This is a genomic window from Helicobacter labetoulli (assembly GCF_003670275.1).
GTDB lineage: Bacteria > Campylobacterota > Campylobacteria > Campylobacterales > Helicobacteraceae > Helicobacter_C > Helicobacter_C labetoulli.
Genome location: NZ_QXJF01000008.1, coordinates 1 through 23,329, shown reverse-complemented (window position 1 = coordinate 23,329; position 23,329 = coordinate 1). Strand labels below are relative to the sequence as shown.

Here is a 23,329-nt window from a genome sequence, read left to right as displayed (position 1 = left end):
TACCTTTTAGATTCTATTTTTCACTCAATTCTATTTCTCTCACGCCACAATCTTAGAATCTCGCCCAAGGTCTTTGGCTCATAACCCAAACGCTCACAGCTAACATTAAAGCAAAAGGAATGGTTGGTATCGCGTGAATGAATGTGTCCGTGGATATTTAAGCTACAATCTGCTAAGGCAAAAAGCGTATCTAGGATTTCTCTACTTTTGGCAAATCTATCGTGAGCCTTGCGGTGAAAAACAGGAAAGTGTGAAAACATAATCCGCTCCTTGTTACAATCAACAATAATGGCATTAAGATAAATATCATCTTTTATCATCATTTTGCCAAATTTTTCATAGAGTTTTTTGCGTATTGCCTTCTCTTGTGGAATCTGCAAGTTTAAGCCTTTTTGCACTTGCCAATTTTTAAGCGTTTTGAGTTTGGTAAATCGCTTCACATCATTATTGCCGATGATAAGCTGCTTTTTGCCACGCAGTCCTTTTAGGTAATCAAACCCACCCGGATAATACAAATCCCCCAAATGCAAGATTCTATCCTTTTTGCCAACGGCTTTATTCCACAAGTCTTTATGAAAAGCATAAAAATCATCATAGCCATTTGCTCTAGCACTTTTTAGACGCGAAGGCTCTCTTTGTAGCACTGCTTTATGTCCAAAATGACTATCAGAAATCAAAAAAGTATCTTCATTAATGATAAAATCCATACTTTTATCCTTATGGAATAGGCTTTATAAGTCGTTTTGCCACATAGCCTTGAATCTCCCTCTTGCCACTTTGTCCTTCAAATATATAATAAATCTTCGCCCACTCTTTTTTATCTTTATCCTCCACAAAAGCTAGAATCTGCATTTCTCGCCCCATCGGTGCTTTGGCAACAATGGCTGCATTTGTATTTGGCTCACTTCTTATCATAGCAGTATTGACAATGACCTTTGCATAAGATTCTCTTTTTGTGTGCGATAGGTTTTGTATAGAATCTAATGTTTGATTGTGTGTTTGTTTTGGGGTGGTGTCTTGCACTTCTTGCTTTTGGGGTTGTAACTCTTTTTGTATTTTGGGTTGAGTTTGCTTTTGTGGGGGCAAAAGCGTGTTGCTTAGGGCTTGGCTTATCACATAGCCTTGAAGTGTTTGTGGAAGTGCCATATATGGAAGTGAATCTATGCTAACCTTGCTCCACTTGCCTTGCTTTTGCAAAACTTTTACTTGCGTGTATTTTGGCAATTTGGCAACAATGGCAGAATCTGTGCTAGGCTTTGCTCTTAAATTTAGCCCGAGATTTGATTTAACAGCAAGGATTGTAGGGGTTGTCGCTAAAGATTCTATTTTAGTATCTTTTGACTCTAGCGGAGTTTTTGACTTATCTTTATGCTTGTTTGTATCTGTTGGTATGGAGTTTGGTGTGGGTGCTTTGGCAGGAGCTGTTTGCTGTGGCTCTTTGTGTGAATCTGCTTGTTTGGATTGTGCTGTGGCAAGTTGCGTATTTTTATCTTTTTGCAAGGTTTTTGATGTGGGTGCTGGAGTGTAATGCACTTGATGATAAGATGGGGCTTTAACCTCTTTGGGCTTAGCAAAAGAGATGATAATCATACCGCTAAAGGCATTATCGCGATAGAACTCCGCACGAAAATGTAATGATGTTGTATCAAGGCTATATTGGGGTTTAAAGTCTTTTTTGGAGATTTTTATACCGCTTTCATCGGGCAATGGATTGTTATCGTTGGGTTTGACATAGCCAATGGCATTTACTCTATGATGTTTCATAGGCTCAAATTCTACATCTTGCTCTGCATAGATGATTGAGCCTATTGGTACAGATTTTAGCTTTCCATCAACTTTAAGATTCACATTTTGAAGCGAATGTTCAAAGTCATACCATTGTGGAGTGAGTGTGCTGAGTTTGCGTGAGCCATATTGTAAATTTACATTGCCATTTTTGCTAGGGACTATGCCGAGCAGATAGGTTGGGCTTTCAATCTTTAGCTGTTTGAGACTATTTTGCTTTGGCAATGGAAAGTATGTAAGATTTGCTCTTAAAGAATCTAGTGGTAAAAAAATAGAATCTTCAATTTTTGCATATAGATTCTGCGTACTAAGCAGTGCTTTGACATTGGCGACATTAAGCTCAAAATCCCGTTCAAACACAATGCCTAGCTGTCCTAGTAAAGATTCAATAGCTAAAAGATGATAAAACACACGCGTTGGCACATCAAGCTCTTTGCTTGTCTCATTTGTAAGGGCGGGTTTATTTAAGGAGAGTGAAAAGAAAGTGAGAGCTTTGAGTTGCCCAACATCATTTTTGGCTTTTGTTTGGGTATTATGCACGTGGAAGCGATGAATGGGATTTAAAATCCGCAGATTAATATCAGCCACCATTTGTGCGACATAAGATTCAAGTTCTCCATATTTTGTATCAATGCGTATTTGATCTACAACGGAGCAGTTTCCCCATTTGCGTGGATTTAAAAGATTGCTTTCATACTTTGGACGCCAATATCCACTCCCATCGTGCAAGTGCATAGAGATGTCAATTTCCGGGTTGGCAAGGAGCTTTTTAATTTTTTGGATACTCTCATAATCTGGGTCATTGTGGCTCAAAGCAGCAAACTTGCGATTCATATCGCCATACACGCCACGCATATTGGCAAACATTCCGTGCGGATTCACCACAGGTACAACCCACACGCTCCCCTTTGTTATCTTATAATGTCGCAAAAATAAATCTGTGGAATAATACGCCCCGGGTTCATCGCCGTGAATCCCGCCCATAAGCAATAAAGTCGGTGCGTTTTTATCGCCATAATTAAGCTTGTAAAGCTCAAAATCCCGCACGAGATTTTCCGCATAAAGCAGATGTGTAAAGGTGCTAAAAGTAAGAAAAAAAGCAATGATAAAACGCATTATAGCCCTTTTGCCTTTGTGATTCTATGCTCTCTCTCATTTTCCATTTCTTTGTAAAGTAAGGCACAGGATTTAGCGAGTTCGCGGATTTGCAAAATGTAGTTTTGTCTTTGAGCCACAGAGATAGCCTTTCTCGCATCAAGCACATTAAAGCAATGGCTTGCAAGCATTGTGTAGTCATAAGCCACAAGGGGGATTTTCTGCTCCAAGCAGTTTTTGACTTCATTAGCGTATTGATTAAAAATGCTACAAAGCATTTGCGTATCTGCCACTTCAAAGTGATATTTTGAAAACTCATATTCCCCTTGCAAATGCACATCGGCATAGAGCATTGGCGGATTATTGTTCCACACAATGTCAAAAATATTTTCCTTACCTTGAATATACATCGCTAGTCTTTCCACACCATAGGTAATCTCCACCGCCACTGGGCGACAGGGGATACCGCCTACTTGCTGAAAATATGTAAATTGCGTTACTTCCATACCATCAAGCCATACTTCCCAGCCTAACCCCCACGCTCCAAGTGTTGGGGATTCCCAATTGTCTTCTACAAAACGCACATCGTGAGATTTAATATCTAGCCCCAAAGATTCAAGACTACGCAAATATAGCTCTTGTATATTATCTGGACTTGGTTTAATGAGTACTTGAAATTGATAGTAGCTTCCTAAGCGGTTTGGATTCTCTCCGTATCGTCCATCTGTAGGACGGCGAGAGGGTGCGACATAAGCTACGCTCCAAGGCTTTGAATCCAAACTTCTTAGCAAAGTAGCAGGGTGAAAAGTCCCCGCACCTGCTGGAATATCATAGGGCTGCACGATAAGGCAACCTTGATTTTTCCAAAACTCCTGCAATTGTAATAAAATATCTGAAAAACTAAGCATATTACTCCTTTGTGTTATGTAAAAACATCATTGTGCCTTTGGCTTTGTTGCAAAACTTTGCCACAACATCGCATTTAATCTTAAAAAGCAAAAAAAGTCGTTTATCTTTATAAGATTCTAAACATTCAAAATTCCCCATACCTTTGGCTAGAATCATATCTGTGCGGTCATAGAGCTGTTGAGTTTGGCTATTCGCATCAGCATAGACAAAGCCCGGACTTCTCACACCAGAGCTTAAAACTTCACAAGATTCTGCCAAAGGCTGTGCTAGAGGGTGGAGCATATCCTGTAGTGTCAAATCATTGATAATCGCCCTGCCACGCACCGCATAGCTTATGCTAAGATGTGGATAAATAGCTTTAAGCGTGGCAATAAGCAGAGTATCAAAGATATTTTCCCCCGCATTATCCGCAATATATAAAAGACTTTTAGCACGCTCTAGCTTTGAGATAAAAGGCTGCATATCATACACGCCAAAGCTCAAAGATTCAAAGTCAAAATCTGCCTTAGCAAAGCTAAAGTTATGCTGTGAGCCATAGTCAATAACATTGCCTAAAATAGCCATTCTAACTGCCCAATCTAGCCGAGCAAAGATAGAATCTTCACCCCATACTATTTTTTCATTATGTATTGTTGGCTCAAGCTTTGGGGCAGGGTAGCGTGAGATAAGCTCTTGGCAGATATGAAAGGCTTTTTGTATGCTCTCTTGCTTGATGTGTGCGTATGGGTCATCATTTTGTAGCGTGGTGGATAAATCTTTATAAATATCAATAGCAATTTGTGGGGGTGTGAGAAGATTATCTTGCTTATTTGGTGTGATATAGCTTTGTTTAAGAGATGAAAGTTTTTTTTCAACGCATTCTTGCAAGGGTTGTAAATTATGCGTTGGAAGCATTTTTGAAAAGTTTTTAATCTGCCTTTGTAAGCAGTCAAAACACATCTCTTGTGCTATCATTTTGTCTCTGTCATATTGGAGACTTTGCCCCACATTAGGCGGTATTTGCGTTTCATAAATTCAATTTCTTCCCTTGAATGCTCTAATTCCAAACGCAAAGTCTCCATTGTCTTTTTATCATCATCATAGACTTCTTGCATAGAAATAAGGGCATCTTTTAAAAATGAGTTTTCATTTTTAAATGCACTGATTGTTTCATCTTTTGCCGCAATTACCTTGTCGTGTAGCCCAAGAATAGTAGAGATTGTCTTTTCTACAAAGACAGGATCAAGCTCCTTGCCATTCATATCAGCCGACACGAGCCCAGATTCTACTTTTTTCACAAGAGCGGAAGTCCCAGAAGTCGCATCAACAAAAATCTTATTTTCTTCCTCCTTGCTTTTTATGCTCCCATCATTAATCAAATCCATAATCTTTGTTTCATCAAGCCCAGAGAGCTTAATAAACTCGTGGAGTTCTAGCCAAGTTGTCGTATTTTCCATAAATCCCCCTTAGATTCTCACTTCAATCTCTGCCGAATCTAGCTCTACCTTTTTGGCTTTCATCACGCGATCTTCAATGAGTTTTCCAGCAAGCTCATCATTTTTAAGACTTAGAATCTGCATAGCTAAATACGCCGCATTAATTGCCCCAGCCTTACCGATACTCACCGTTGCCACAGGCATAGAGCTAGGCATTTGCACCGTTGAAAGCAAGGCATCAAGTCCGTCCATTGCCCCACCACTTAAAGGCACACCAATCACAGGCCTACAAGTTTGAGAGGCAATTGCCCCGGCTAGATGTGCTGCCATTCCCGCTGCACCGATAAAAACTTGTGCGCCACGAGATTGTGCGTCTTTGACATATTCTTTTGTGCGTTCCGGTGAGCGATGAGCCGAGCTTATAATCACCTCATAAGCCACATCAAATTTTTTAAATATTTCTATACATTCACTCATTACACTCCAATCGCTCTTGCTCCCCATAATCACGCTAACAAAGTCCATTTTCACTCCTTTTGGCTCTTTTAAAATGTGCGGATTCTAGCATATTTGTATTAATTCCTTGTGTGCCTTTAGAATGTCTTTAGCCACTCTATAATGCAAGATTCTAGCTTTGCCACATCAAGCACATCTTTTTGCACTTCATCTTTGCTAAAAAGATCTGTGATTTGTTTTGAGATTGTGCAGTTGGCTTTGGCACAGATTGTTTTAATAGCTTCTTCATCACAAATATTTTGGGAAGATTCTAGAATCTGCCCTTGTGCTAGAGCGGTATTCACACTTGGGGCGAATTTACTCCATTCAGCTGTGGCAAGAAAAATGCTTTTGCCTATCACGCCTTTTTGTTGTAAATTTTTTGCTACAAAATATCCAATCGCCGTGTGTGGGTCAAGCACATAGCCATTTTTAAAGCATTCTGCGATACTTTGCAGACATTGTGTATCATCGCAACTCATCGCACTAAAATCTTCTCTCACAAGAGCAAGTTCAGAATCTAAAAGGCTATATTTTCCTTGCGTTGCAAGATTCTCCATTAGCTCTTTTGTGCGTTTAGCACCAAAGAAAAAATACAGCATTCGCTCTACATTTGAGCTTTTTAGAATATCCATTGCTGGGGATTTTGACTTGATAAGATGACGAAAAGAAATATCATATACACCCGTATTTATAAAATCGCTTAAAATAGTATTGACATTAGAGGCAACCACAAGCTTGTGTATGGGTAAGCCCATTTTTTTAGCAAAAAATGCCCCTAAAATATTGCCAAAATTCCCACTAGGTACGACAATGGATAGCTTCTCTCCAAAGGTGATATTGCCATTTTTTACCGCACTCATATACGCCCAAAAATGATACACAATTTGAAAAACAATGCGTCCTATATTCACAGAATTAGCAGCGGATAGCGAGATTCCAAGATTGTTAAGCTTATGGATAAAATCTTTGTTGGCAAGGAGATGTTTTAACGCACTTTGAGCATCATCAAAATCCCCCTTAATGCCAATAACCTTGCAATTTTTAGATTCTTGTGTTGTCATTTGCAGTCTTTGCACATCACTTGTGCCTCCATCTGGATAGAGGCATACGACTTTAATATAGTCTTTATTCGCAAAGCTTTGTAGCGTCGCAGGACCTGTATCGCCACTTGTAGCAGCAAGAATCATAAAAGGTGTTTTATTTGTTTTGGCAAAGGAAGAGAGTAAAACACCAAAGGGTTGCAAAGCCATATCCTTAAAAGCTCGTGTAGGACCAGAATGGAGATTGAGCATAAAGAGATTTTTGCTTAAAGTGTGGAGCGGGGCAGGATTTGTAGGATTATCAAAGCTATTATAGCTTTGCAGGGCTTGTTGCAAAAGATTTGGGTTAAGATTGAGATTCAAAGAAGAAAAGAGTCTTTCGCATAATTGTTTATATGAGAGATTTTGAAAACTTTGTAGCATTTCTTGACTAAACAAAGGAAGTTTAGAAAATGTATAAAGTCCGCCTTGTGGGGGATTTGGATTAAGCATTGCGTGTTTAAAAGTAACACTTAAATCCTTATTATCATCTCGCGTAGAAATAAACATACTCATTGTAGAATCCTTTATATGTTGTGATAATTTTTGTAAAAATCTTTACTTGTGAAAATTCTTGTAGCAATCCCCGCATTCTAGCATATTTTGTTTTAACGCTTTATTTCCATATCTTGGTTGTAAAACACTTCACGCACAATCTTGCCGGATTCATCAAACCCTACTGCCTTGCCTTCTTTTTTGCCTTGTTTGTAGTGGAGCTGATGCCAAAGTTTGCCATTTTTTATGTCATAAATATTCATCTGTCCTTCTTGCAAACCATAGGCAAAGTTCATCTCACTTTTAATCTTGCCACTTGTTACATCAAAAAGTCTGCAAGGTCCGTGAAGTAGCCCATTACGATAATGGGCTTCATATATCAGCACACCCTTTTGGCTAAACATTTGAAACAATCCTTCTTTTTTGCCATCAACATAAAATGCCCTCTGTGCCACTCCACCATCAAGATAATATAAAATCTCTTTGCCGTGCTTGATTTTTGTGCCATTTTTGTAAGTGATTTGGGCGTTATATGTGCGTCCATCTTCTTGTATTTGCTCGTTTTTTTCCTCTCCTGTGATGTTTTCAAGCATTTCTTGCGTGTAGGTTTTTTTGTGAGTTTGGCTTTCTTGTGGAGATAAAGGCTCTGTGGAAGCTACAAAATCTTGCTCTTTTTGACTGCTTGGAGTGCTTGTGTTTGGCTCATTTATGGGGCTTTGGGCAGGGTTTGAGATAGAATCTTTGATAGCATTTTTAGCAGAAGTTTGAGTAGGTTTTTGAGTGGGCTTTTGCTTAGGCTTTGTATTTTCGTTTTGTTTGTGTGTGGGTGTTTTTGCGGGGGTTGAAATTGTGGTTTCTTGCGGTGTTGGATCTTGTTGGCAGGCGGTCAAAAACCCTAACACATAGCAAAAGATAAGAAAGCTACAAGCTTTTGTTATTGTTTTGCCCTTTGTCATTTTCCCTCCTTTTAGTAGCACGGATTCCAGCGGCAGCTTGTTTCATTAATGACATTACCTTTTGTGTCGTATTGCTTAATCCATTGCTTCTTGCCTTGTTTATACATTGTCTCAAAAGTGAGCTTTTCATACTTGTCAAATTCCTGCCTTATGCCCTCACGCATATCATTTTTGTAAAAAAACTGCTCTTTTAATTTGCCAGATTCATAATATTTTTTGCCCTCGCCCTCGCGTTTATTATCCACATACATTTGTGAGCTTTCAATCTTGCCATTTTCATAATAAAGTGTGCGGGTATTTGTCTCTTTGCCTTCAATATATTCTCGTGATTCTTTTATATTGCCATTAGTATAATATGAGCGAACAAGCCCATCATATTTGTCATTAATATAATTTGCACGGAAAATCACAACGCCATTTGGTGCGATTTTAATTTGTTTGCCACATTTGAGCGTTGTGCCTTTGCAGTATTGTGTCTTTATGGTGATAGGTGAATCTTTGCTTCCTGTGTAGGAGATTCTTAATTCTAGCTCATTTACTTCACTCTGTGTTGCAAGTGCTGTGAAAGCAAAGACTACGCTTAAGACTAAAAAGATTCTTTTTATCACATTTTTTATCACTTGTCCCCCTTAGATTTTCCCCATAGACTTAGAATCTAGCTCTTTAGGCGTGTGATATTAACTCCAAGACCAAGAAGCTTTTTTTCAATTTGCTCATAGCCTCTATCAAGGTGGTAGATTCTATGGATATTTGTTACCCCTTCACTCACAAGGGCGGCAACAATAAGAGCGGAACTCGCCCTCAAATCTGTTGCCATTACATCAGCTCCAACAAGAGGGCTGATACCTTTAACCGTAGCGTGATTGCCTTTGAGTGAAATATCTGCACCTAAGCGTTGTAATTCGCTTACATGCATAAAGCGATTTTCAAACAATCGCTCTTCAATCACACTTGTGCCTTCACATTGTGTTGCTAGAGCCATAAATTGTGCTTGCATATCAGTGGGGAAGCCCGGATATTCTGTGGTGATAATCTCAAAGGGCTTTAACTTTTCTGCCGGAAGTATAGTAAGAGATGTATCGTGTTTATTAAAGCTAAAGCCAATTTCTTCTAGCTTATCTGTAATAGCTCCAAGGTGGGTATTCTGCACCCTTTCAAGCGTAATGGAAGAATTTGTGATTGCTGCAGCACATAGATAAGTCCCAGCTTCGATTCTATCAGGTATAACTTCAATAGGATTAAAATCAAGTAGCTCTCCACCACTTCCCTCAATACTTAGCTCATTTGTCCCAATACCTTCAATCTTAATGCCACTTTGAACTAGAATCTCGCATAGCTGCACGACTTCAGGCTCTTTAGCAGCGTTAATAATATGCGTTGTGCCTTGAGCTAAGGCTGCTGCCATAATGACATTTTCACTTCCGGTAACCGTGATTTTATCAAATAAAATATCTGCTCCCTTAAGCCCACCTTTAGCTTCAGCAGTGATGTATCCTCCTTTGATTTGAATCCCCGCTCCCATTTTTTCCATAGCTTTAATATGTAAATCCACAGGACGCGCACCAATAGCACAGCCACCGGGCAAACTCACTTCGCAATGTCTAAATCGTGCTAAAAGTGGTCCAAGCACAAGAATAGAGGCACGCATTTTTCGCACAATATCATAAATAGCTTTAGTATGCACGATATTTTGAGCTTGAGCTTTGAGTGTGTTGGGATTAAGCCATTCAAGATTCACGCCCAAATGCTCTAAAAGCTTGGCTAGTGTTTTTACATCAGCCACATCAGGGAGATTGCTAATAGTTACTTCATTTTTGCTAAGTAGTGTAGCTGCGAGTATGGGCAGGGCAGAGTTTTTCGCACCAGAAATACTAATGCTTCCTTGAATCTTTGGGGTTTTGTGTATTTGTAAATAATCCATTGTCAAATCCTTTTATTTGCTTTCGCGTTTTTGTAAAGCTTTACCGATTACCTCTTTGATATTTGCTTTGCTTTCGGGGTTGGCACTCTCAAGGCTATCTTGAAAATTCACCACCTCATCAACCTCCATAAGATTCATATTTACAGCAAAGGTAGAGATAAGCTCAATCCACAAGCCATACTCTTCTCCACTTTTTGGGTAAGTCTTAAAGGAGCGTAAAAACTCATCAAGCAGTGGTTGAAGCTTGGCTTTGTCGTTTGCAAACTCATTAACTTCTTTTGAAAGAGTGCTTAAGCGACTTTCTTTTACCTCTATCTTATCATTTTCAAGAGCAACAGCTAATAGCCCAGCAAAGATAATAGGTAAGCATAGCAGAAAAAATACCAACCAACAAACAACATAAAAGCTAATATTAAACATTTATGGCACTTAATGCTTAAAATTCTCATAAAAATCAATTGTTGCTTTCACATAGCCATCAATGCTTCCGCAGTCATAGCGTTTGCCTTGAAACTTATAGGCTAATACTCTACCTTGTTTGGCTTGTTCTAAAAGGGCATCAGTGATTTGAATCTCCCCCTTTTTGCCCGGCTTTGTAACGCGTAAAATATCAAAAATATCAGGCGTTAAAATATAGCGTCCAATGATGGCAAGATTGCTAGGGGCTTTATCAATGCTTGGTTTTTCTATCATATCATTCACACGATATACGCCAGATTCTATCTCTTCACCTTGGATAATGCCATATTTATCCACTTCATTTTTATCCACTTCTTCAATAGCCACAATGGAGCAGCGATATTTTTTATACAAAGCTACCATTTGGCTAAGCACCCCTGCACCATTTGCATTATGACATAAGTCATCAGCAAGTATCACAGCAAATGCTTCATTGCCAATGAGCGTTTCACCTGTGAGTATAGCGTGTCCTAAGCCTTTCATTTCATTTTGTCTTGTGTAGGAAAAGGTGCAGGAGCTTGTAAGCTTTCTAATACTTGAGAGTAACTCTTCTTTGTCTGTGCCAGAGATTTGATGTTCTAGCTCATAATTTATATCAAAATGATCTTCAATGCTCCTTTTGCCCCGCCCTGTAACAATACCTATCTCATAGCAGCCAGATTCTAATGCTTCTTCTACACCATATTGAATAAGAGGTTTTGTAAGAATGGGGAGCATTTCCTTTGGCATAGCTTTTGTAGCGGGTAAAAATCGTGTGCCATATCCAGCAGCGGGAAATAAGCATTTGTGTATCATAGAATCTCCTTAGTTAATGAGTGTTTGTTTGAGATATGCTTCAAGGTTGATAGTATTGCCAAAACTCTCTTGATAAACAATATAATTTGCCAAAACTCTAAAGCCATAATCACGAGATTCTTTATAAGGGATAAGCTCCATAGAGAGCCACGGCTCGTAGTTGCGATTTTTCAAAAAGAATTTTTTTGTTTTTAATGTGCGGCGTAAAAAGCCCGGTCCGCCATTGTAAGCATAAGATACAAAAAGCGGATGTTTAAACTCCCTGCCTAAATCATTGAGATAGAATGTCCCAAATTCTAGGGCGGTTATGGGATTAAACATATCTTCAAGCGTGATGTTATCGCGTTTTAGACTTTTAGCAAAAGGTTCTACATTAAAGGGCATAATCTGCATCATACCTAGTGCATAAGAGGTTGAAACAAGGGCGGGCAAAAGCGTGCTTTCCTGCTTTGCAATAGCGTAGGTAAAGGCTTTCTCGTGATCACTTTTCCATTTAAGCTTATCGCTAAAAGGCGTAATAAAATAGTGAATTTTAAATTTATTGAGCTGATTTAAAACATACGCAAGATGTGCGCTTGTATCTTCATAGGTGAAATGTTTGCTTAACTCTTCTAAGTCTTTATCACTCTTAACTTGCGAGAGATTATCTTTTAAAAGTTGCCATTGGAATGGGTCTTTCATATCAAAATCAGGTTTTTTGGGTGAGAGTTTGCCTAAATCTGTTACTACTTCGTAGCTTGGTTTTACGCCTAACTTTTGATTAGCATAAATAGTATAGAGATCCACATTTGTGCTTGAAGCAAGATTCTCTAAGACTTTGTTATCGTGGCTTAGGGAGTATTCCCAAAACAAAGCACGATTTTTTTGCATAGCTGTTGGGGCATTTTTACTTGCAAGCCTAAAATATTCTAACGCCGCTTTGGGCTTTTGATGTAAAATCTCATTAAGCCCTAGCAAAAAAAGTGTGTAAGAATCTGCTCCTGTAATTTTTGCACCGATAAGCGATTTTTTAAACTTTGCATAGCTGTTATCGTGGGTAACGATGATTTTTTGTAGCATATTGTTAAAAGATTTATTATTTTCATCAGCAAATTTTTTAAGGGCTTGGGGTTTAATGGTTTGATTGATAATCTGTAAGCGTTGGTTATCTCTTAGTGCGTTATATAAGGCTGCAAAGGTTGCCGCATCGCTACTTAGCATACCTGTTAGGATATTTGGTTTGCTTAGAATCTCAATGCGTTTTTTATAGGCAGGGTCATTTTGAAAAGTTTTTAATAAAAAATCTTTGTTTTTTTGTGGCATTGTGGGGACATTAGCAAGATTAAGCCCCGATTTAATACACTCCTTATCTTGTTTTTTTAGGCTTTCAAAACTAAGACGCTGACAATATAGTCTCCTAGGCAGTTCGCTTACCTTTCCTTTAGCACTCATAAGGCTATCAAGCTTTGAAGTTTTGCGGTGGATAAGCTCATAGGCTTTGAGTGCATCTTGCAATGAAGTATGCTCATTTGATAAAAATTGCCAAATGTAAAAATCCCTTGCTAAGCCCTTGGGCTTAGATTCTAAAAATTCAAGTGTAATATCTGTTTTGGCAAAACCGATACAAAAAGCTAAAAGCAGTAAAACAAAAATTCTCATTTTAATCCTTAAATTTGCAAACTCTTAGCGTAGTTGGCTAGAATCTGCACAAGTGATAAATCAATAAATTTAAGCAGCACAGCCAAAATAAGTGGTGCAAAATCAATGCCATTAATCGCTGTTGGTATTAATAAGCGGAGCTTTGCATAAAGTGGCTGGGTTAGGCGATTTAGCACTTGCACGATAGGGTTATATGGGTCGGGTCTTACCCAGCTTATAAGAGCGGCAATGACAATAACCCAAACATAAAGATTTATAAGCATACTCACAATCATAGCAACCGCATTTAACAAAGTGCCTATTACCATTATCCCCTCCTAGTCTTTTGTAGGCTTAGAATCTACACAAGCATTTAAATCTAAACGCACAATATCTTTTAAGAAAAATTGCAAATATGGGTAAATCTCGCTTAACTCCAAGCCGTGCGTTTGTCCGGTTAGCAGAATCCTTAATGGCTTAAAAAATTTTTTACCCTTCAAATTTGAGCGTTGCATTAATGTATTTTTTAAGCTTTCATAATCTTGCAGGGCTAAATCTTTAGATTCTATCATTTCACATAAAATCTTGTAAAGCACCTTGCATTCTTCTTCATAATGTTCATCGCTATTTTCTTTAACCACTATACATTTTGGGGCAAAAATCTTATCTAGCTTTTCTCTAATCTCATTAAGCGTGCTTGCTTCTTGCAAATGTAGCTTTGCCAATGCGCCAACATTTGAATCTTTACTATCAACAAGCAGAGCAAACTCCTGCTCATTAAGCATTTTCAAATGCTCTCTATTTAAGAATCTTAATCGCTTGATGTCAAATTTTACAGGCGATTTAGCAATATTTTTAATATCAAACCACGCAAAACTTTCTTGCAGTTTAAACACTTCTTGTGGCGTGTGATTGCCCATTGAGATGAGATAATTGATAATAGCTTGTGGTAAAAAGCCCTGCTCTAACAGCCACGCAACAGAAGAGGCACTATCTCGCTTACTCATTTTGCTGCCATTCTCGCCCAAAATAATAGGCAAGTGTGCGTATCCTAGAATCTTGTCATAGCCCAAAGAGCGATGGATAAGAATTTGGCGAGGTGTATTGCTCACATGGTCTTCTCCACGCACCACAAAGCTCACATCATAGAGCATATCATCTACCGCACACGCGAAGTTGTAAGTTGGGATTCCATCTTCTTTAATGATGACAAAGCTATCAATTTCATTTGGTTCAAAACTCAAATGCCCCTTGATAGAATCTTCAAAACTAATGGTGGAAGTCGCCCCTTTAATGCGAATAACGGGATTTTTATTCACATTTTTTTCAAGCTCCGCCCATTGCATATCGTAGCGAAAGGGCTTTTTTTGTGCTTTGGCTTCTTCTCGCTTAGATTCTAAAAACTCTTTAGAGCAGTAGCAATAAAAGGCTAAATCTTTCTCTATAAGATATTGTGCGAGTTGGCGATGTTTATCAAAATTATGACTTTGATAGACTAGATTGTCCCACAATAAGCCAAAAAGATTTAAAAGAGAGAGAATCTCCTTGTCTTTACCATCAATATTTCTTGCTAAGTCTGTATCCTCAATGCGAATAAGGAACTTTTGGTTAGTTTGTTTGGCGATGATATAGTTAAAAATCGCAGCTCGCAGGTTGCCAATGTGCATATCACCTGTTGGAGAGGGGGCAAAACGCAACATTTTTATCCTTTAAGCATTTGGCTAAAAGCTTTAGCGTTAAACTCATTGAAGTTGTAGTTGCCATTTGATTGTGTGTTGGGTTGTGTGCTAGATTCTACCAAGGCATCGCTAAGTGCCAAAAGTAATTGTGTGATTTCTTGTGATTTTTCCTCTATATAGGCAATAAATGCTTCTTGTGTGGCTGAATCTTTATTTTGTTGAAGAAGAGGCATAGGATTATCAATACAAAATGTATAAGAAGTTGCATTGAGTGTAGCTTTTATCTGTGTGTTAAAGAGCTTTACCCCCATAAATGCAGTGTTTTCTACAATGTCTTGTATGTCTTGAAAAAGGCTGTCTGCGGATACATTTTGAATTTGCTTTAAAATCTTCTTGCAAGCCACATTTGCCGTTTGTAACGCACCTATAAACTCATTTGCCCCCTTAATATCTTCGCTGAATTTATGTATGCTTTGCTGTGTGTTTTCACAAAGTGTATAGGGCATAGAATCTTGGCTAAACTGCTTGTCAATGTGCTTTTGCATTGTGGCGATTATATCTTGCATATTTACCTCTTCAATCTTTGGAGTTTTGCTAGTCTTAAGCATATTTTGTTCCATATAATGCGTTGTTTTATAATTTAGTTTTAAGTGGTTTGGTGAGTTTGGATTCTAGCTTAAAAAAATGTATAGTCATTAAACTAGGCATAGCGATAAGCCGAGTTCTGTCGTGGGTGGCTATTTATCTAGGGTATATTTCACAATATACCTCAAGCGAAGAGTTTGAAGTGCAAGACGATAACCATACTCTTCTTGCTACGGATTGGGTTTGCATTGACATTTTACATTGCTGTAAAATCGGTAGGCTCTTACCCCACCTTTTCACCCTTGCTTTTGTTAAACAAAAGCGGTTGTTTTCTGTTGCACTTTCCCTTAAGTTACCTTAGCCATTTGTTAAATGGAATCCTGTCTTTGTAGCTCGGACTTTCCTCTTTTGTCAAACAAAAGCAACCACCTACTATGCCTAAGCGCAAATTATAGCAAAATTTGTTACAATACCTGCAATCTAACTTTAAAAAGGCTTAAATTTTGCATAGTGATACGCAATATCTTATCGGGCATCATATCGGTAGGACGGCGAGGAGTTTTCAGGAATTTTTCATTAAAGAGCTTAAGATTCACCATCTTAGCTTTGAGCAAGGCGTGATACTTTTTATGGTCTCAGAGAATCCTAAGCTTCATATTAGCCATATTGCAATGGAGTTACATAAGGATAAGGCGACTATTTCACGCGAGGTTAATTCCCTTGTGAGTAAGGGGCTATTTGTAAAAACACAAGATTCTTGTGATAAACGCACTATTTTGCTCACTCTTACCCCTAGCGGAGAAAACGCACTCAATCTTATTAAAGATAAAATCAAAAAACTAGAGACATTATTGTTATCTCGATTTTCACAAGATGAGATTAGCACTTGTTTGAGTGTGCTTGAAGATATGCGTACAATGATTAAAGAGAGTTTGAAAGAGTAGGGCTTTTGTCTTATATTTAATCCATTTACAGAATCTTGGGATATTTTAGAATCCTAGCTCATACGACCAAAATGCTCTAAGGCTTTAGCAAGATCGCTTAGCGTTGTGTCAATGTCATTTTGTGAATTTTTGATGCTATCACGCACACAATGATTGATATGCCCCTCAAGCACAATCTGTCCAACTTTGTGAATAGCACTTTTTGCAGCATTAAGCTGGATAAGCACATCAGGGCAGGGGGTGTCCTCACTAATCATCTTGTCAATACCATTAAGCTGTCCTATGATTTTTTTCAAACGGCGATGAAGGGCTTGTTTATCGTGCATAATGTCTCCTTAAATTCTACGATAGCTTAGAGCTTCTAATATGTGGGACTTTTGAATCTGTTCTTCTTGTGCAATATCGGCAATTGTTCTGGCTACTTTTTTGACTTTATTCACACTGCGATATGAAAGTGAAAAACGCTCACTGGCTTGGTTTAGTAGTGCAAGTGAATGTGAATCTAGCTCACAATATGTCTCAATCTCTCTTTCATCAAGTTTGCCATTAAAGACTTTTTGTCCGCGTTGTTTTTGCATTTTGAATGCCTGAAACACAAGCTCTTGCATCTTTTTAGAATCTAGCCCTTGAGGCGAGTTTTTATCCTGCTCATATTCATTCATCTGCACAAAAAGATCAATCCTATCCAAAAATGGTTCAGATAGTCGCCCACGATAAGTGCTAATCTCTCGCTCTTGACAGCGGCATTCTTTATTTTTACTTAGCAAGTTCCCGCACGGGCAGGGATTGAGAGCGGCGACAAACATAAAATTTGTATCATATTCTATTTTAGAATGCACACGCGAGATACTCAATTTATTGTTTTCAAGTGGCTCACGCAAAGATTCTAAAATATCCTTTTTAAAATGCGGCAATTCATCAAAAAACAAAATGCCATTATGAGCTAAAGCAACCTCACCGGGCTTGGCTTCAAACTGCGTGGCAGAGCCTAGGATACTTGATTTGCTCGCACTTTGATGAGGGTTGCGGAATGCCCTTAGTGGTGTATAGCTTGTGCTTTGCTTATTGAGGGCTTGGTATTTCATAGTCTCCATCATTTCGCGGAGTGAGCTAGGCGGGAGAATATAAAGGAGGCGTTTGGCAATCATACTTTTTCCACTGCCCGGAGAACCTTCCATAATGAAGTTGTGAAATCCCGCTGCTGCGATAAGTGCAGCTCTTTTGGCAATATCTTGCCCTTGCACATCGCTAAAATCAAAGTCAAAATCTTGATTATAAAAATATTGTTCCCCCTGCACTTCAAGACTTGCAAAGCCAAAATGATGCGCTTTAGAATCTGCGGTGTGTGGCATAGATTCTATATTGTTTAAAATATTTATGGCTTCTTGCAAGTGAGCTACAAAATAGAATTGCAAATGTGGAATGGGGCTTAAAAGCTCCTTTGCACAAAGTGGGACGATGACTTTTGCATCTTTGTGAGAGAGGGCGACATCAAGCAAAAGTGGGTAGATAGAATCTGTGTATTTCACACTCCCATCAAGCCCTAGCTCACCAAAAGCAAAAATATCTTGAGTTTTGGTCTTTTGTAATGCTAAAGCAATTGGCAGGTCAAAATGTCCGCCACTTTTGGGAATATCCACAGGAGAAAGATTAATATTGATTTTTTGAGGTGGCAAGGTAACGCCGATATTGACAAGTGCGGCTTGGACGCGTTGTTTGGATTCTTGAATAGAGCTATGGGCTAATCCTGTGATATTGAAATTTGGCAATCCACGAATAAATGTCGCCTCCACTTGAATGACTTTCGCACTCGTGCCAAAGCTTGTCGCACTAAGGATTGTATTCACCATCAGGTTTCTTTTTTGAGCTTTTTGAGTTCTTTTTCAAATTTTTTGCGTCTAAGGATTGGGAGCTTATCCACAAATAAGATTCCATTCAAGTGGTCTATCTCGTGTTGTAATGCCACGGCTAAAAACCCTTCCGCTTTTAGAATCTTATCATTCCCAAATCTATCTTTGTAAGCAACACAAACTTTATTAAACCGCTTTATACTCTCATAAAATTCTGGCACGGAAAGACAGCCTTCTTCCCACTCTATGCTTTCTTCTTGTGTTAAAAATGTGGGATTAATAATCTCAAGCAAATCTTCTTTATATTGTTGCTTGTCCTCATCTCGCGGAAGATTGATGACAAGAATCTGCTTGGCTTTTCCTACCTGAATTGCTGCTAGTCCTACGCCCCCGCTTTCTATCATTGTCTCATACATATCATCAAGGAAGCTATGCAGTTCCTCATCAAAAGATTCTACTTTTGTAGATTTTTGACGCAAGATAGAATTAGGATATTTCAAAATCGCCAAAATCGCCAAGGTCATCTCCGGGTATATCAAGATCATCAGCACTAAATGCGCCACCACTTTTGTTTTCAGCCTGTTTAAATTGCAGGGTTTTGTTTTCGTTCAATGCTTCATCAAGGGCGGCTTTTGCTTCTTCTAGCATAGATTCAGGTGTTTTATTGACATCAAAAACAATACCGCCCATCACAATATGCAAATACAAATCCAAGTCGCCGATAAAAATATTCGTAGCCTTGCATTTTTTAATCACTTCTTCGCATAAGTCTATGGCTGATTGAGCTTGAACATTTTTAAGTAGCATTCCAAATCGCCCTCCGCCAAGATAGCTTACCAAATCTTTTGAGCCAATGTTTTTTGAGACGATTTTGGCGATATTTTTAAAAGTCGTAATGAGTTTAGTTTGATCAATAAGCTGTGCGCCAAGCTCTTTTGATGGAGAAAATACCACAAGCGCACAATGGCGTGGAAAATCTTTGCCATTTTTACATTCAAACTCTAAGGAGTGAAGAAAAAAGCTTTTGCTGTGAATCCCAAGTGTCGTATCGTACATCGCACTTGATTTGGTAGTGGAGGATTTTGCATACATATCGCGGTATGAGCGAGAGATAATATCAGCTTGTGTAACAAACTGCTTGTGGAATCCTTTAATCTCATTGAGCAATACCTTAATGGCATTTTGTGCACCAAGGGGGTTTGTAATAGCTGCAATTTCAGCAAGGCGTTTGTTTGTGTTGCTCTCCATTGATGAGAGTTGTTTGCAAAGGATAAGGAGTTGCTCTAAGACGGATTTAAGGGTAATAAAGTTGTCATTGAAAGTTTTTTCAAGGGCAATAAGCCTAGAATCGTGATTTGCACTCTCTACCATCGCCTTAATCTTTTCTCTTACATTTTCATCTTGTTCTTGTGAGAGTGTTTTTTCAAAATAAGCTTCAAAGTTTTCGGGTAAAGGCAAAATGTCATCTTTTTCAAGGGCTTCCATTGCTTGTTTGGAGATAGAATTTAGCTTTTGTGTTGTATCTGTTGGGGTTATGGGAGCAGAAGGCTGGAAGCTTGTCTTTCCATCTTTAAGCTCAACTACATCTAAACTGCCAAAAAAATCATTATTGGCAATATCTAAATCCAATCCGCTTAAATCCATAAAATACCTCCAAAACCTATTTCAAACTTTTTGTTAGAATCTTATCAACCAATCCATATTTTTTAGCTTCTTCTCCGCTCATAAAAAAATCTCGTTCCGTATCTTGTGTGATTTTCTCTATACTCTGCCCTGTGTTTTCTGCCATAATTTCATTGAGAATTTTTTTCAAACGCAAAATCTCTTTAGCCTGAATCTCAATGTCTGTGGCTTGTCCTTGTGTACCACCAAGTGGTTGGTGAATCATAATGCGAGAATTTGGCAGTGAAAATCGCTTACCCTTTGTCCCTGAGCTTAACAAAAACGCTCCAGCAGATGCAGCCTGCCCAATGCAGATGGTGCTTATATCAGAGCGGATATAGTTCATTGTATCATAGATACTGAATGCACTTGTGATAACACCACCGGGCGAGTTGATATAAAAGTTAATATCCTTATCCGGGTCTTCAGCTTCTAAGAATAGCAGTTGGGCTACGATTGAAGAAGCGATATGGTCATTTATCTCGCCACTTAGCAAAATAATGCGGTCTTTAAGCAAACGCGAGTAAATATCATAGCTTCGCTCACCTCGCCCTGTGCGTTCTATAACAAAAGGAATATAACCACTCATCACATATCCCCTTATTTATTTTCTTTGCTAGATTCCATTTTGCCTGAATCCGCCTTAGATTCTGCTTTTGAAGTTGTGCCTTTTTCTTTGCTTTTTGCAAACTTTTCATCAAGCAAATAATGTAACACCCTATCTTCAATCATTGTCATTTTAATCGCTGGGACAAGATTGTTTTGCTGATAATACTCTAACACTTCTTTTGGATTTTGCCCCATCATCATTGCTTCATAATAAATTGTCTGTAAGACTTCATTATCTTGTATAGCAATATTGTATTTTTTTGCTAAAGCATCCATAATAAATGTAATTTGCACACTTTTACACGCCTCATCGCGATGCGTTTCACGCACCTTTTTTGCTTCTTCTTGATTATTTTTGATTTTTTCAATCTCTTCTGGAGTGAGCTTGGATAAGGCATTTCTAAATAAAATGTCCATTTCTTGCTCCACAATAAGCTCGGGCAAATCAAAAGAGATGTTTTTAAGCAGGGCTTCCACAAGCTTTTCTTTAAGCTCTTTATTATAAAGTTCTGTTTTTTGCTCCATTTCAAGCTGTTCTCTAATCATATCTTTTAAAGATTCAAGACTAGATTCAGCTCCCGCAATGCCTTTTGCAAACTCATCATCAATTTTGAGTGTATCTTTTTTTAGAATCTTGTGTAGTGTTACATCAAACTTCACCCTTTTACCTGCAAGATGTACAGCTTGATAGTTCTCTGGGAAAGTAACATCAATACTTCGCTTTTCACCCTTTTTCATACCGATAAGTGCATCTTCAAAGCCGGGGATAAACTGATTTGAGCCAATGACAAGGTTGAAGTTTTCTCCCTTGCCACCTTCAAATGCCTTACCATCAACAAAGCCCTCAAAATCAATATTTGCCGTATCATCTTTTGCCAAAGCTTTATCATCGGTAACTTCACTAAGCGGAGCACGAGACTTAGCAATTTCTTCTAGTCGCTCATCAATTTGAGCTTTTGCAATGGCTTTAAGTTTGACTTCTGGGACATATTGTTCAACATTGTCGGTTTCAAAGCTAGGTGCAATGCTGATTTTTATCTCTAAATCAATCTTATCATCACTCTTATCAAACTTGAGAATCATCGGGTTGCCAATAAGCGACTTTGGGGCAATATTTAGCTCTTTTAGAGCCAAATCAAGTAAATCTTGTATAGCCTCTTGCTGTGCATCTTGCTCTACTTGTTCTTTGTATCTTGTCTTAATCACTTGTGCGGGGACTTTACCCTTTCTAAAACCATCAATTTTTACGCTTTGAGCGATTTTTTTGATGACTTTGTCAAATTTCTCCTCAAGCTTGGAGATAGCGATACTACCATTAACGATAGCATTAGCGTTGTTTGTGCGTTTTGTTGTGAAATTCATAGTGTTCCTTAATGAAATAAAAAAGTATAATTTGGTATTCTATAAAAAAAAATCTTAAAAGTAGGTTTTGTAATGCCATTATCTCATATTAAAGAAAAATTAAAACACAATATGAATCTCTCTCCAAGCTATGGACAACTCATAAAAGTTATGCAAAATATGTTTGTAGCTGATGGTGTGAAGCCCTCTGTTGGTGATATTGTGAAAATTATACCAAGTGGGCAAAGTGGGCAGAATCTAAACGATGATGATGAAGTGCAGAATCTTGGCTCTTTATGTGATGCTAAAAGCTTGGGTATGGTGATTGCCATTGAGGGGGAGAAATTTTTTATTAGTCCATTTTCATTTGTGGAGGGACATAAATGTGGCGATAGGGTGGAGATTCTCAATCACGGGTTAAATATTCCTGTGAGCGAGGCTATGCTTGGACGCGTGATTAATCCTTTGGGAGAGCCTATTGATGATAAGGGGAGTTTGCAGACTTATACTAGCACACCGCTTATGCGTTCGCCACTGAGTGCATTGAAGCGGGGACTTATAGATGAAGTCTTTGAAGTAGGGGTAAAATCCATTGATAGTATTCTTACTTGTGGCAAAGGGCAAAAAATGGGAATCTTTGCTGGAAGTGGCGTAGGCAAATCCACGCTTATGGGTATGATAGTGCGTGGGGCAAAAGCACACATTAAGGTTATCGCACTCATTGGGGAGCGGGGCAGGGAAGTGCCGGAGTTTATCTATAAGAATCTTAATAATGATTTGACAAATACCATTCTTGTGGTGGCTACAAGTGATGATTCTCCGCTTATGCGTAAATATGGGGCTTTTAGTGCAATGGCTATTGCTGAATATTTTAAATCTTTGGGTAATGATGTGTTGTTTATTATGGATTCTGTTACGCGTTTTGCAATGGCACAGCGAGAGATTGGACTAGCCCTTGGAGAGCCACCTACAAGCAAGGGCTATCCGCCTTCAGTTCTCACACTTTTGCCTCAACTTATGGAGAGAGCAGGAAAAGAAGATGGCGTGGGTTCTATCACGGCATTTTTTACCGTGCTAGTTGAAGGTGATGATTTGAGTGATCCTATTGCTGATCAAAGCAGAAGTATCTTAGATGGGCATATTGTGCTTAATCGTGATTTGACAGATATGGGAATCTATCCGCCGATAAATATTCTAAACTCTGCTTCAAGGATTATTAATGATATTATTAGCCCGGAGCATTTAGGCTATGTGCGGAAGTTTCGGCGGTTGTATTCATTGATTAAAGAAAATGAAGTGCTTATCCGCATTGGAGCGTATCAAAGGGGGGCAGATATAGAACTTGATGAGGCGATAAATAAACGCACAGCAATGGAAGCATTTTTAAAACAAGAGATTGATGAAAAGTGGGACTTTCAACGCTCCCTTGATGAACTTTGTAGAATTATGCAGGAGTAGTTTTAAGCATAGCAGATGAGATTTAAAGTGATACACAAGCTTTATATTGTGTGCGTTAAAAAGATAAACTTTTAACGCTTCTTGCTAATAATCTCTCCCCTAAAACCTCTTCTTATTCACATCATCTAATATATCTTTAGCTACTCTATCTACTCTTTGACTTATTTCAGCACTAGA

Annotated in this window: 24 protein-coding genes and 1 other RNA gene; 2 read left to right on the top strand and 23 right to left on the bottom strand. The window is 38.5% G+C overall.

Features of this window, described 5'->3' with window-relative positions; genetic code table 11:
- Nucleotides 1-20: 20 nt before the first annotated feature.
- The 17 genes from EBF12_RS05035 to rnpB all read right to left on the bottom strand — a co-directional run bounded on the left by EBF12_RS05035 (nt 21) and on the right by rnpB (nt 15,729).
- On the bottom strand, nt 21-707 hold the full coding sequence (locus EBF12_RS05035) for a metallophosphoesterase (protein WP_121726694.1): 687 nt from the start codon (nt 705-707) through the stop codon (nt 21-23).
- A 10-nt stretch (nt 708-717) separates the two neighbouring features.
- Nucleotides 718-2,901, bottom strand: a complete 2,184-nt coding sequence (locus tag EBF12_RS05030; RefSeq protein ID WP_121726693.1) for a M99 family carboxypeptidase catalytic domain-containing protein — start codon at nt 2,899-2,901, stop codon at nt 718-720.
- On the bottom strand, nt 2,901-3,788 hold the full coding sequence (gene glyQ / locus EBF12_RS05025; protein ID WP_121726692.1) for a glycine--tRNA ligase subunit alpha: 888 nt from the start codon (nt 3,786-3,788) through the stop codon (nt 2,901-2,903). The genes EBF12_RS05030 and glyQ overlap by 1 nt, the downstream gene beginning before the upstream one ends.
- A 1-nt stretch (nt 3,789) precedes the next feature.
- Nucleotides 3,790-4,743 (bottom strand): damage-control phosphatase ARMT1 family protein, encoded by a 954-nt coding sequence (locus EBF12_RS05020; protein WP_121726691.1) that lies wholly within the window; start codon nt 4,741-4,743, stop codon nt 3,790-3,792.
- Nucleotides 4,740-5,225, bottom strand: a complete 486-nt coding sequence (locus EBF12_RS05015; protein WP_121726690.1) for a DUF3972 domain-containing protein — start codon at nt 5,223-5,225, stop codon at nt 4,740-4,742. Before EBF12_RS05015 ends, EBF12_RS05020 begins: the two co-directional genes overlap by 4 nt.
- A gap of 9 nt (nt 5,226-5,234) precedes the next feature.
- Nucleotides 5,235-5,729: a 5-(carboxyamino)imidazole ribonucleotide mutase gene (gene purE / locus EBF12_RS05010; protein ID WP_110581751.1), complete on the bottom strand. Its 495-nt coding sequence runs from the start codon at nt 5,727-5,729 to the stop codon at nt 5,235-5,237.
- 68 nt (nt 5,730-5,797) lie between these two features.
- On the bottom strand, nt 5,798-7,297 hold the full coding sequence (gene thrC / locus EBF12_RS05005) for a threonine synthase (protein ID WP_121726689.1): 1,500 nt from the start codon (nt 7,295-7,297) through the stop codon (nt 5,798-5,800).
- A 92-nt stretch (nt 7,298-7,389) separates the two neighbouring features.
- Complete coding sequence (locus EBF12_RS05000; RefSeq protein WP_121726688.1) at nt 7,390-8,232, bottom strand: hypothetical protein; 843 nt, start codon at nt 8,230-8,232, stop codon at nt 7,390-7,392.
- 11 nt (nt 8,233-8,243) lie between these two features.
- Nucleotides 8,244-8,852 (bottom strand): toxin-antitoxin system YwqK family antitoxin, encoded by a 609-nt coding sequence (locus EBF12_RS04995; protein ID WP_121726687.1) that lies wholly within the window; start codon nt 8,850-8,852, stop codon nt 8,244-8,246.
- A 35-nt stretch (nt 8,853-8,887) separates the two neighbouring features.
- Complete coding sequence (gene murA / locus EBF12_RS04990) at nt 8,888-10,153, bottom strand: UDP-N-acetylglucosamine 1-carboxyvinyltransferase (RefSeq protein ID WP_121726686.1); 1,266 nt, start codon at nt 10,151-10,153, stop codon at nt 8,888-8,890.
- A gap of 12 nt (nt 10,154-10,165) precedes the next feature.
- Nucleotides 10,166-10,573, bottom strand: a complete 408-nt coding sequence (locus EBF12_RS04985; RefSeq protein WP_121726685.1) for a hypothetical protein — start codon at nt 10,571-10,573, stop codon at nt 10,166-10,168.
- Nucleotides 10,574-10,582: 9 nt separating this feature from the next.
- On the bottom strand, nt 10,583-11,407 hold the full coding sequence (gene galU / locus EBF12_RS04980) for a UTP--glucose-1-phosphate uridylyltransferase GalU (RefSeq protein WP_121726684.1): 825 nt from the start codon (nt 11,405-11,407) through the stop codon (nt 10,583-10,585).
- Between the two features lie 9 nt (nt 11,408-11,416).
- Nucleotides 11,417-13,045, bottom strand: coding sequence for a lytic transglycosylase domain-containing protein (locus tag EBF12_RS04975; RefSeq protein WP_121726683.1), 1,629 nt, complete (start codon nt 13,043-13,045; stop codon nt 11,417-11,419).
- 8 nt (nt 13,046-13,053) lie between these two features.
- Complete coding sequence (locus tag EBF12_RS04970) at nt 13,054-13,353, bottom strand: YggT family protein (protein ID WP_121726682.1); 300 nt, start codon at nt 13,351-13,353, stop codon at nt 13,054-13,056.
- A gap of 9 nt (nt 13,354-13,362) precedes the next feature.
- A complete protein-coding gene (gene gltX, locus EBF12_RS04965; RefSeq protein WP_121726681.1) occupies nt 13,363-14,724 on the bottom strand; it encodes a glutamate--tRNA ligase in 1,362 nt (453 codons plus the stop codon).
- A 2-nt stretch (nt 14,725-14,726) separates the two neighbouring features.
- Nucleotides 14,727-15,311, bottom strand: a complete 585-nt coding sequence (locus tag EBF12_RS04960; RefSeq protein ID WP_244196371.1) for a flagellar FLiS export co-chaperone — start codon at nt 15,309-15,311, stop codon at nt 14,727-14,729.
- An 89-nt stretch (nt 15,312-15,400) separates the two neighbouring features.
- Nucleotides 15,401-15,729, bottom strand: an RNA gene (gene rnpB, locus EBF12_RS04955) — RNase P RNA component class A.
- A gap of 62 nt (nt 15,730-15,791) precedes the next feature.
- Here rnpB and EBF12_RS04950 point away from each other — a divergent pair.
- Nucleotides 15,792-16,232, top strand: a complete 441-nt coding sequence (locus EBF12_RS04950; RefSeq protein WP_121726679.1) for a MarR family winged helix-turn-helix transcriptional regulator — start codon at nt 15,792-15,794, stop codon at nt 16,230-16,232.
- 53 nt (nt 16,233-16,285) lie between these two features.
- Here EBF12_RS04950 and EBF12_RS04945 read toward each other — a convergent pair whose 3' ends face one another.
- From EBF12_RS04945 to tig, 6 genes are read right to left on the bottom strand one after another with little or no spacing between them, the layout of a single operon-like run.
- Nucleotides 16,286-16,558 (bottom strand): metal-sensing transcriptional repressor, encoded by a 273-nt coding sequence (locus EBF12_RS04945; RefSeq protein WP_121726678.1) that lies wholly within the window; start codon nt 16,556-16,558, stop codon nt 16,286-16,288.
- A 9-nt stretch (nt 16,559-16,567) separates the two neighbouring features.
- Nucleotides 16,568-18,082, bottom strand: coding sequence for a YifB family Mg chelatase-like AAA ATPase (locus tag EBF12_RS04940; RefSeq protein ID WP_121726677.1), 1,515 nt, complete (start codon nt 18,080-18,082; stop codon nt 16,568-16,570).
- Nucleotides 18,082-18,600: a peptide deformylase gene (gene def / locus EBF12_RS04935; RefSeq protein WP_121726771.1), complete on the bottom strand. Its 519-nt coding sequence runs from the start codon at nt 18,598-18,600 to the stop codon at nt 18,082-18,084. Before def ends, EBF12_RS04940 begins: the two co-directional genes overlap by 1 nt.
- Entirely contained in the window at nt 18,569-19,726 is a 1,158-nt protein-coding gene (locus EBF12_RS04930) for a GGDEF domain-containing protein (RefSeq protein WP_121726676.1), read from the bottom strand. Before EBF12_RS04930 ends, def begins: the two co-directional genes overlap by 32 nt.
- 16 nt (nt 19,727-19,742) lie before the next feature.
- Entirely contained in the window at nt 19,743-20,333 is a 591-nt protein-coding gene (gene clpP / locus EBF12_RS04925; protein WP_121726675.1) for an ATP-dependent Clp endopeptidase proteolytic subunit ClpP, read from the bottom strand.
- An 11-nt stretch (nt 20,334-20,344) separates the two neighbouring features.
- On the bottom strand, nt 20,345-21,715 hold the full coding sequence (gene tig / locus EBF12_RS04920; protein ID WP_121726674.1) for a trigger factor: 1,371 nt from the start codon (nt 21,713-21,715) through the stop codon (nt 20,345-20,347).
- A 72-nt stretch (nt 21,716-21,787) separates the two neighbouring features.
- On the opposite strand from tig, the gene fliI reads away from it, so the two are divergent.
- Nucleotides 21,788-23,152: a flagellar protein export ATPase FliI gene (gene fliI, locus EBF12_RS04915; protein WP_121726673.1), complete on the top strand. Its 1,365-nt coding sequence runs from the start codon at nt 21,788-21,790 to the stop codon at nt 23,150-23,152.
- Nucleotides 23,153-23,329 lie beyond the last annotated feature (177 nt).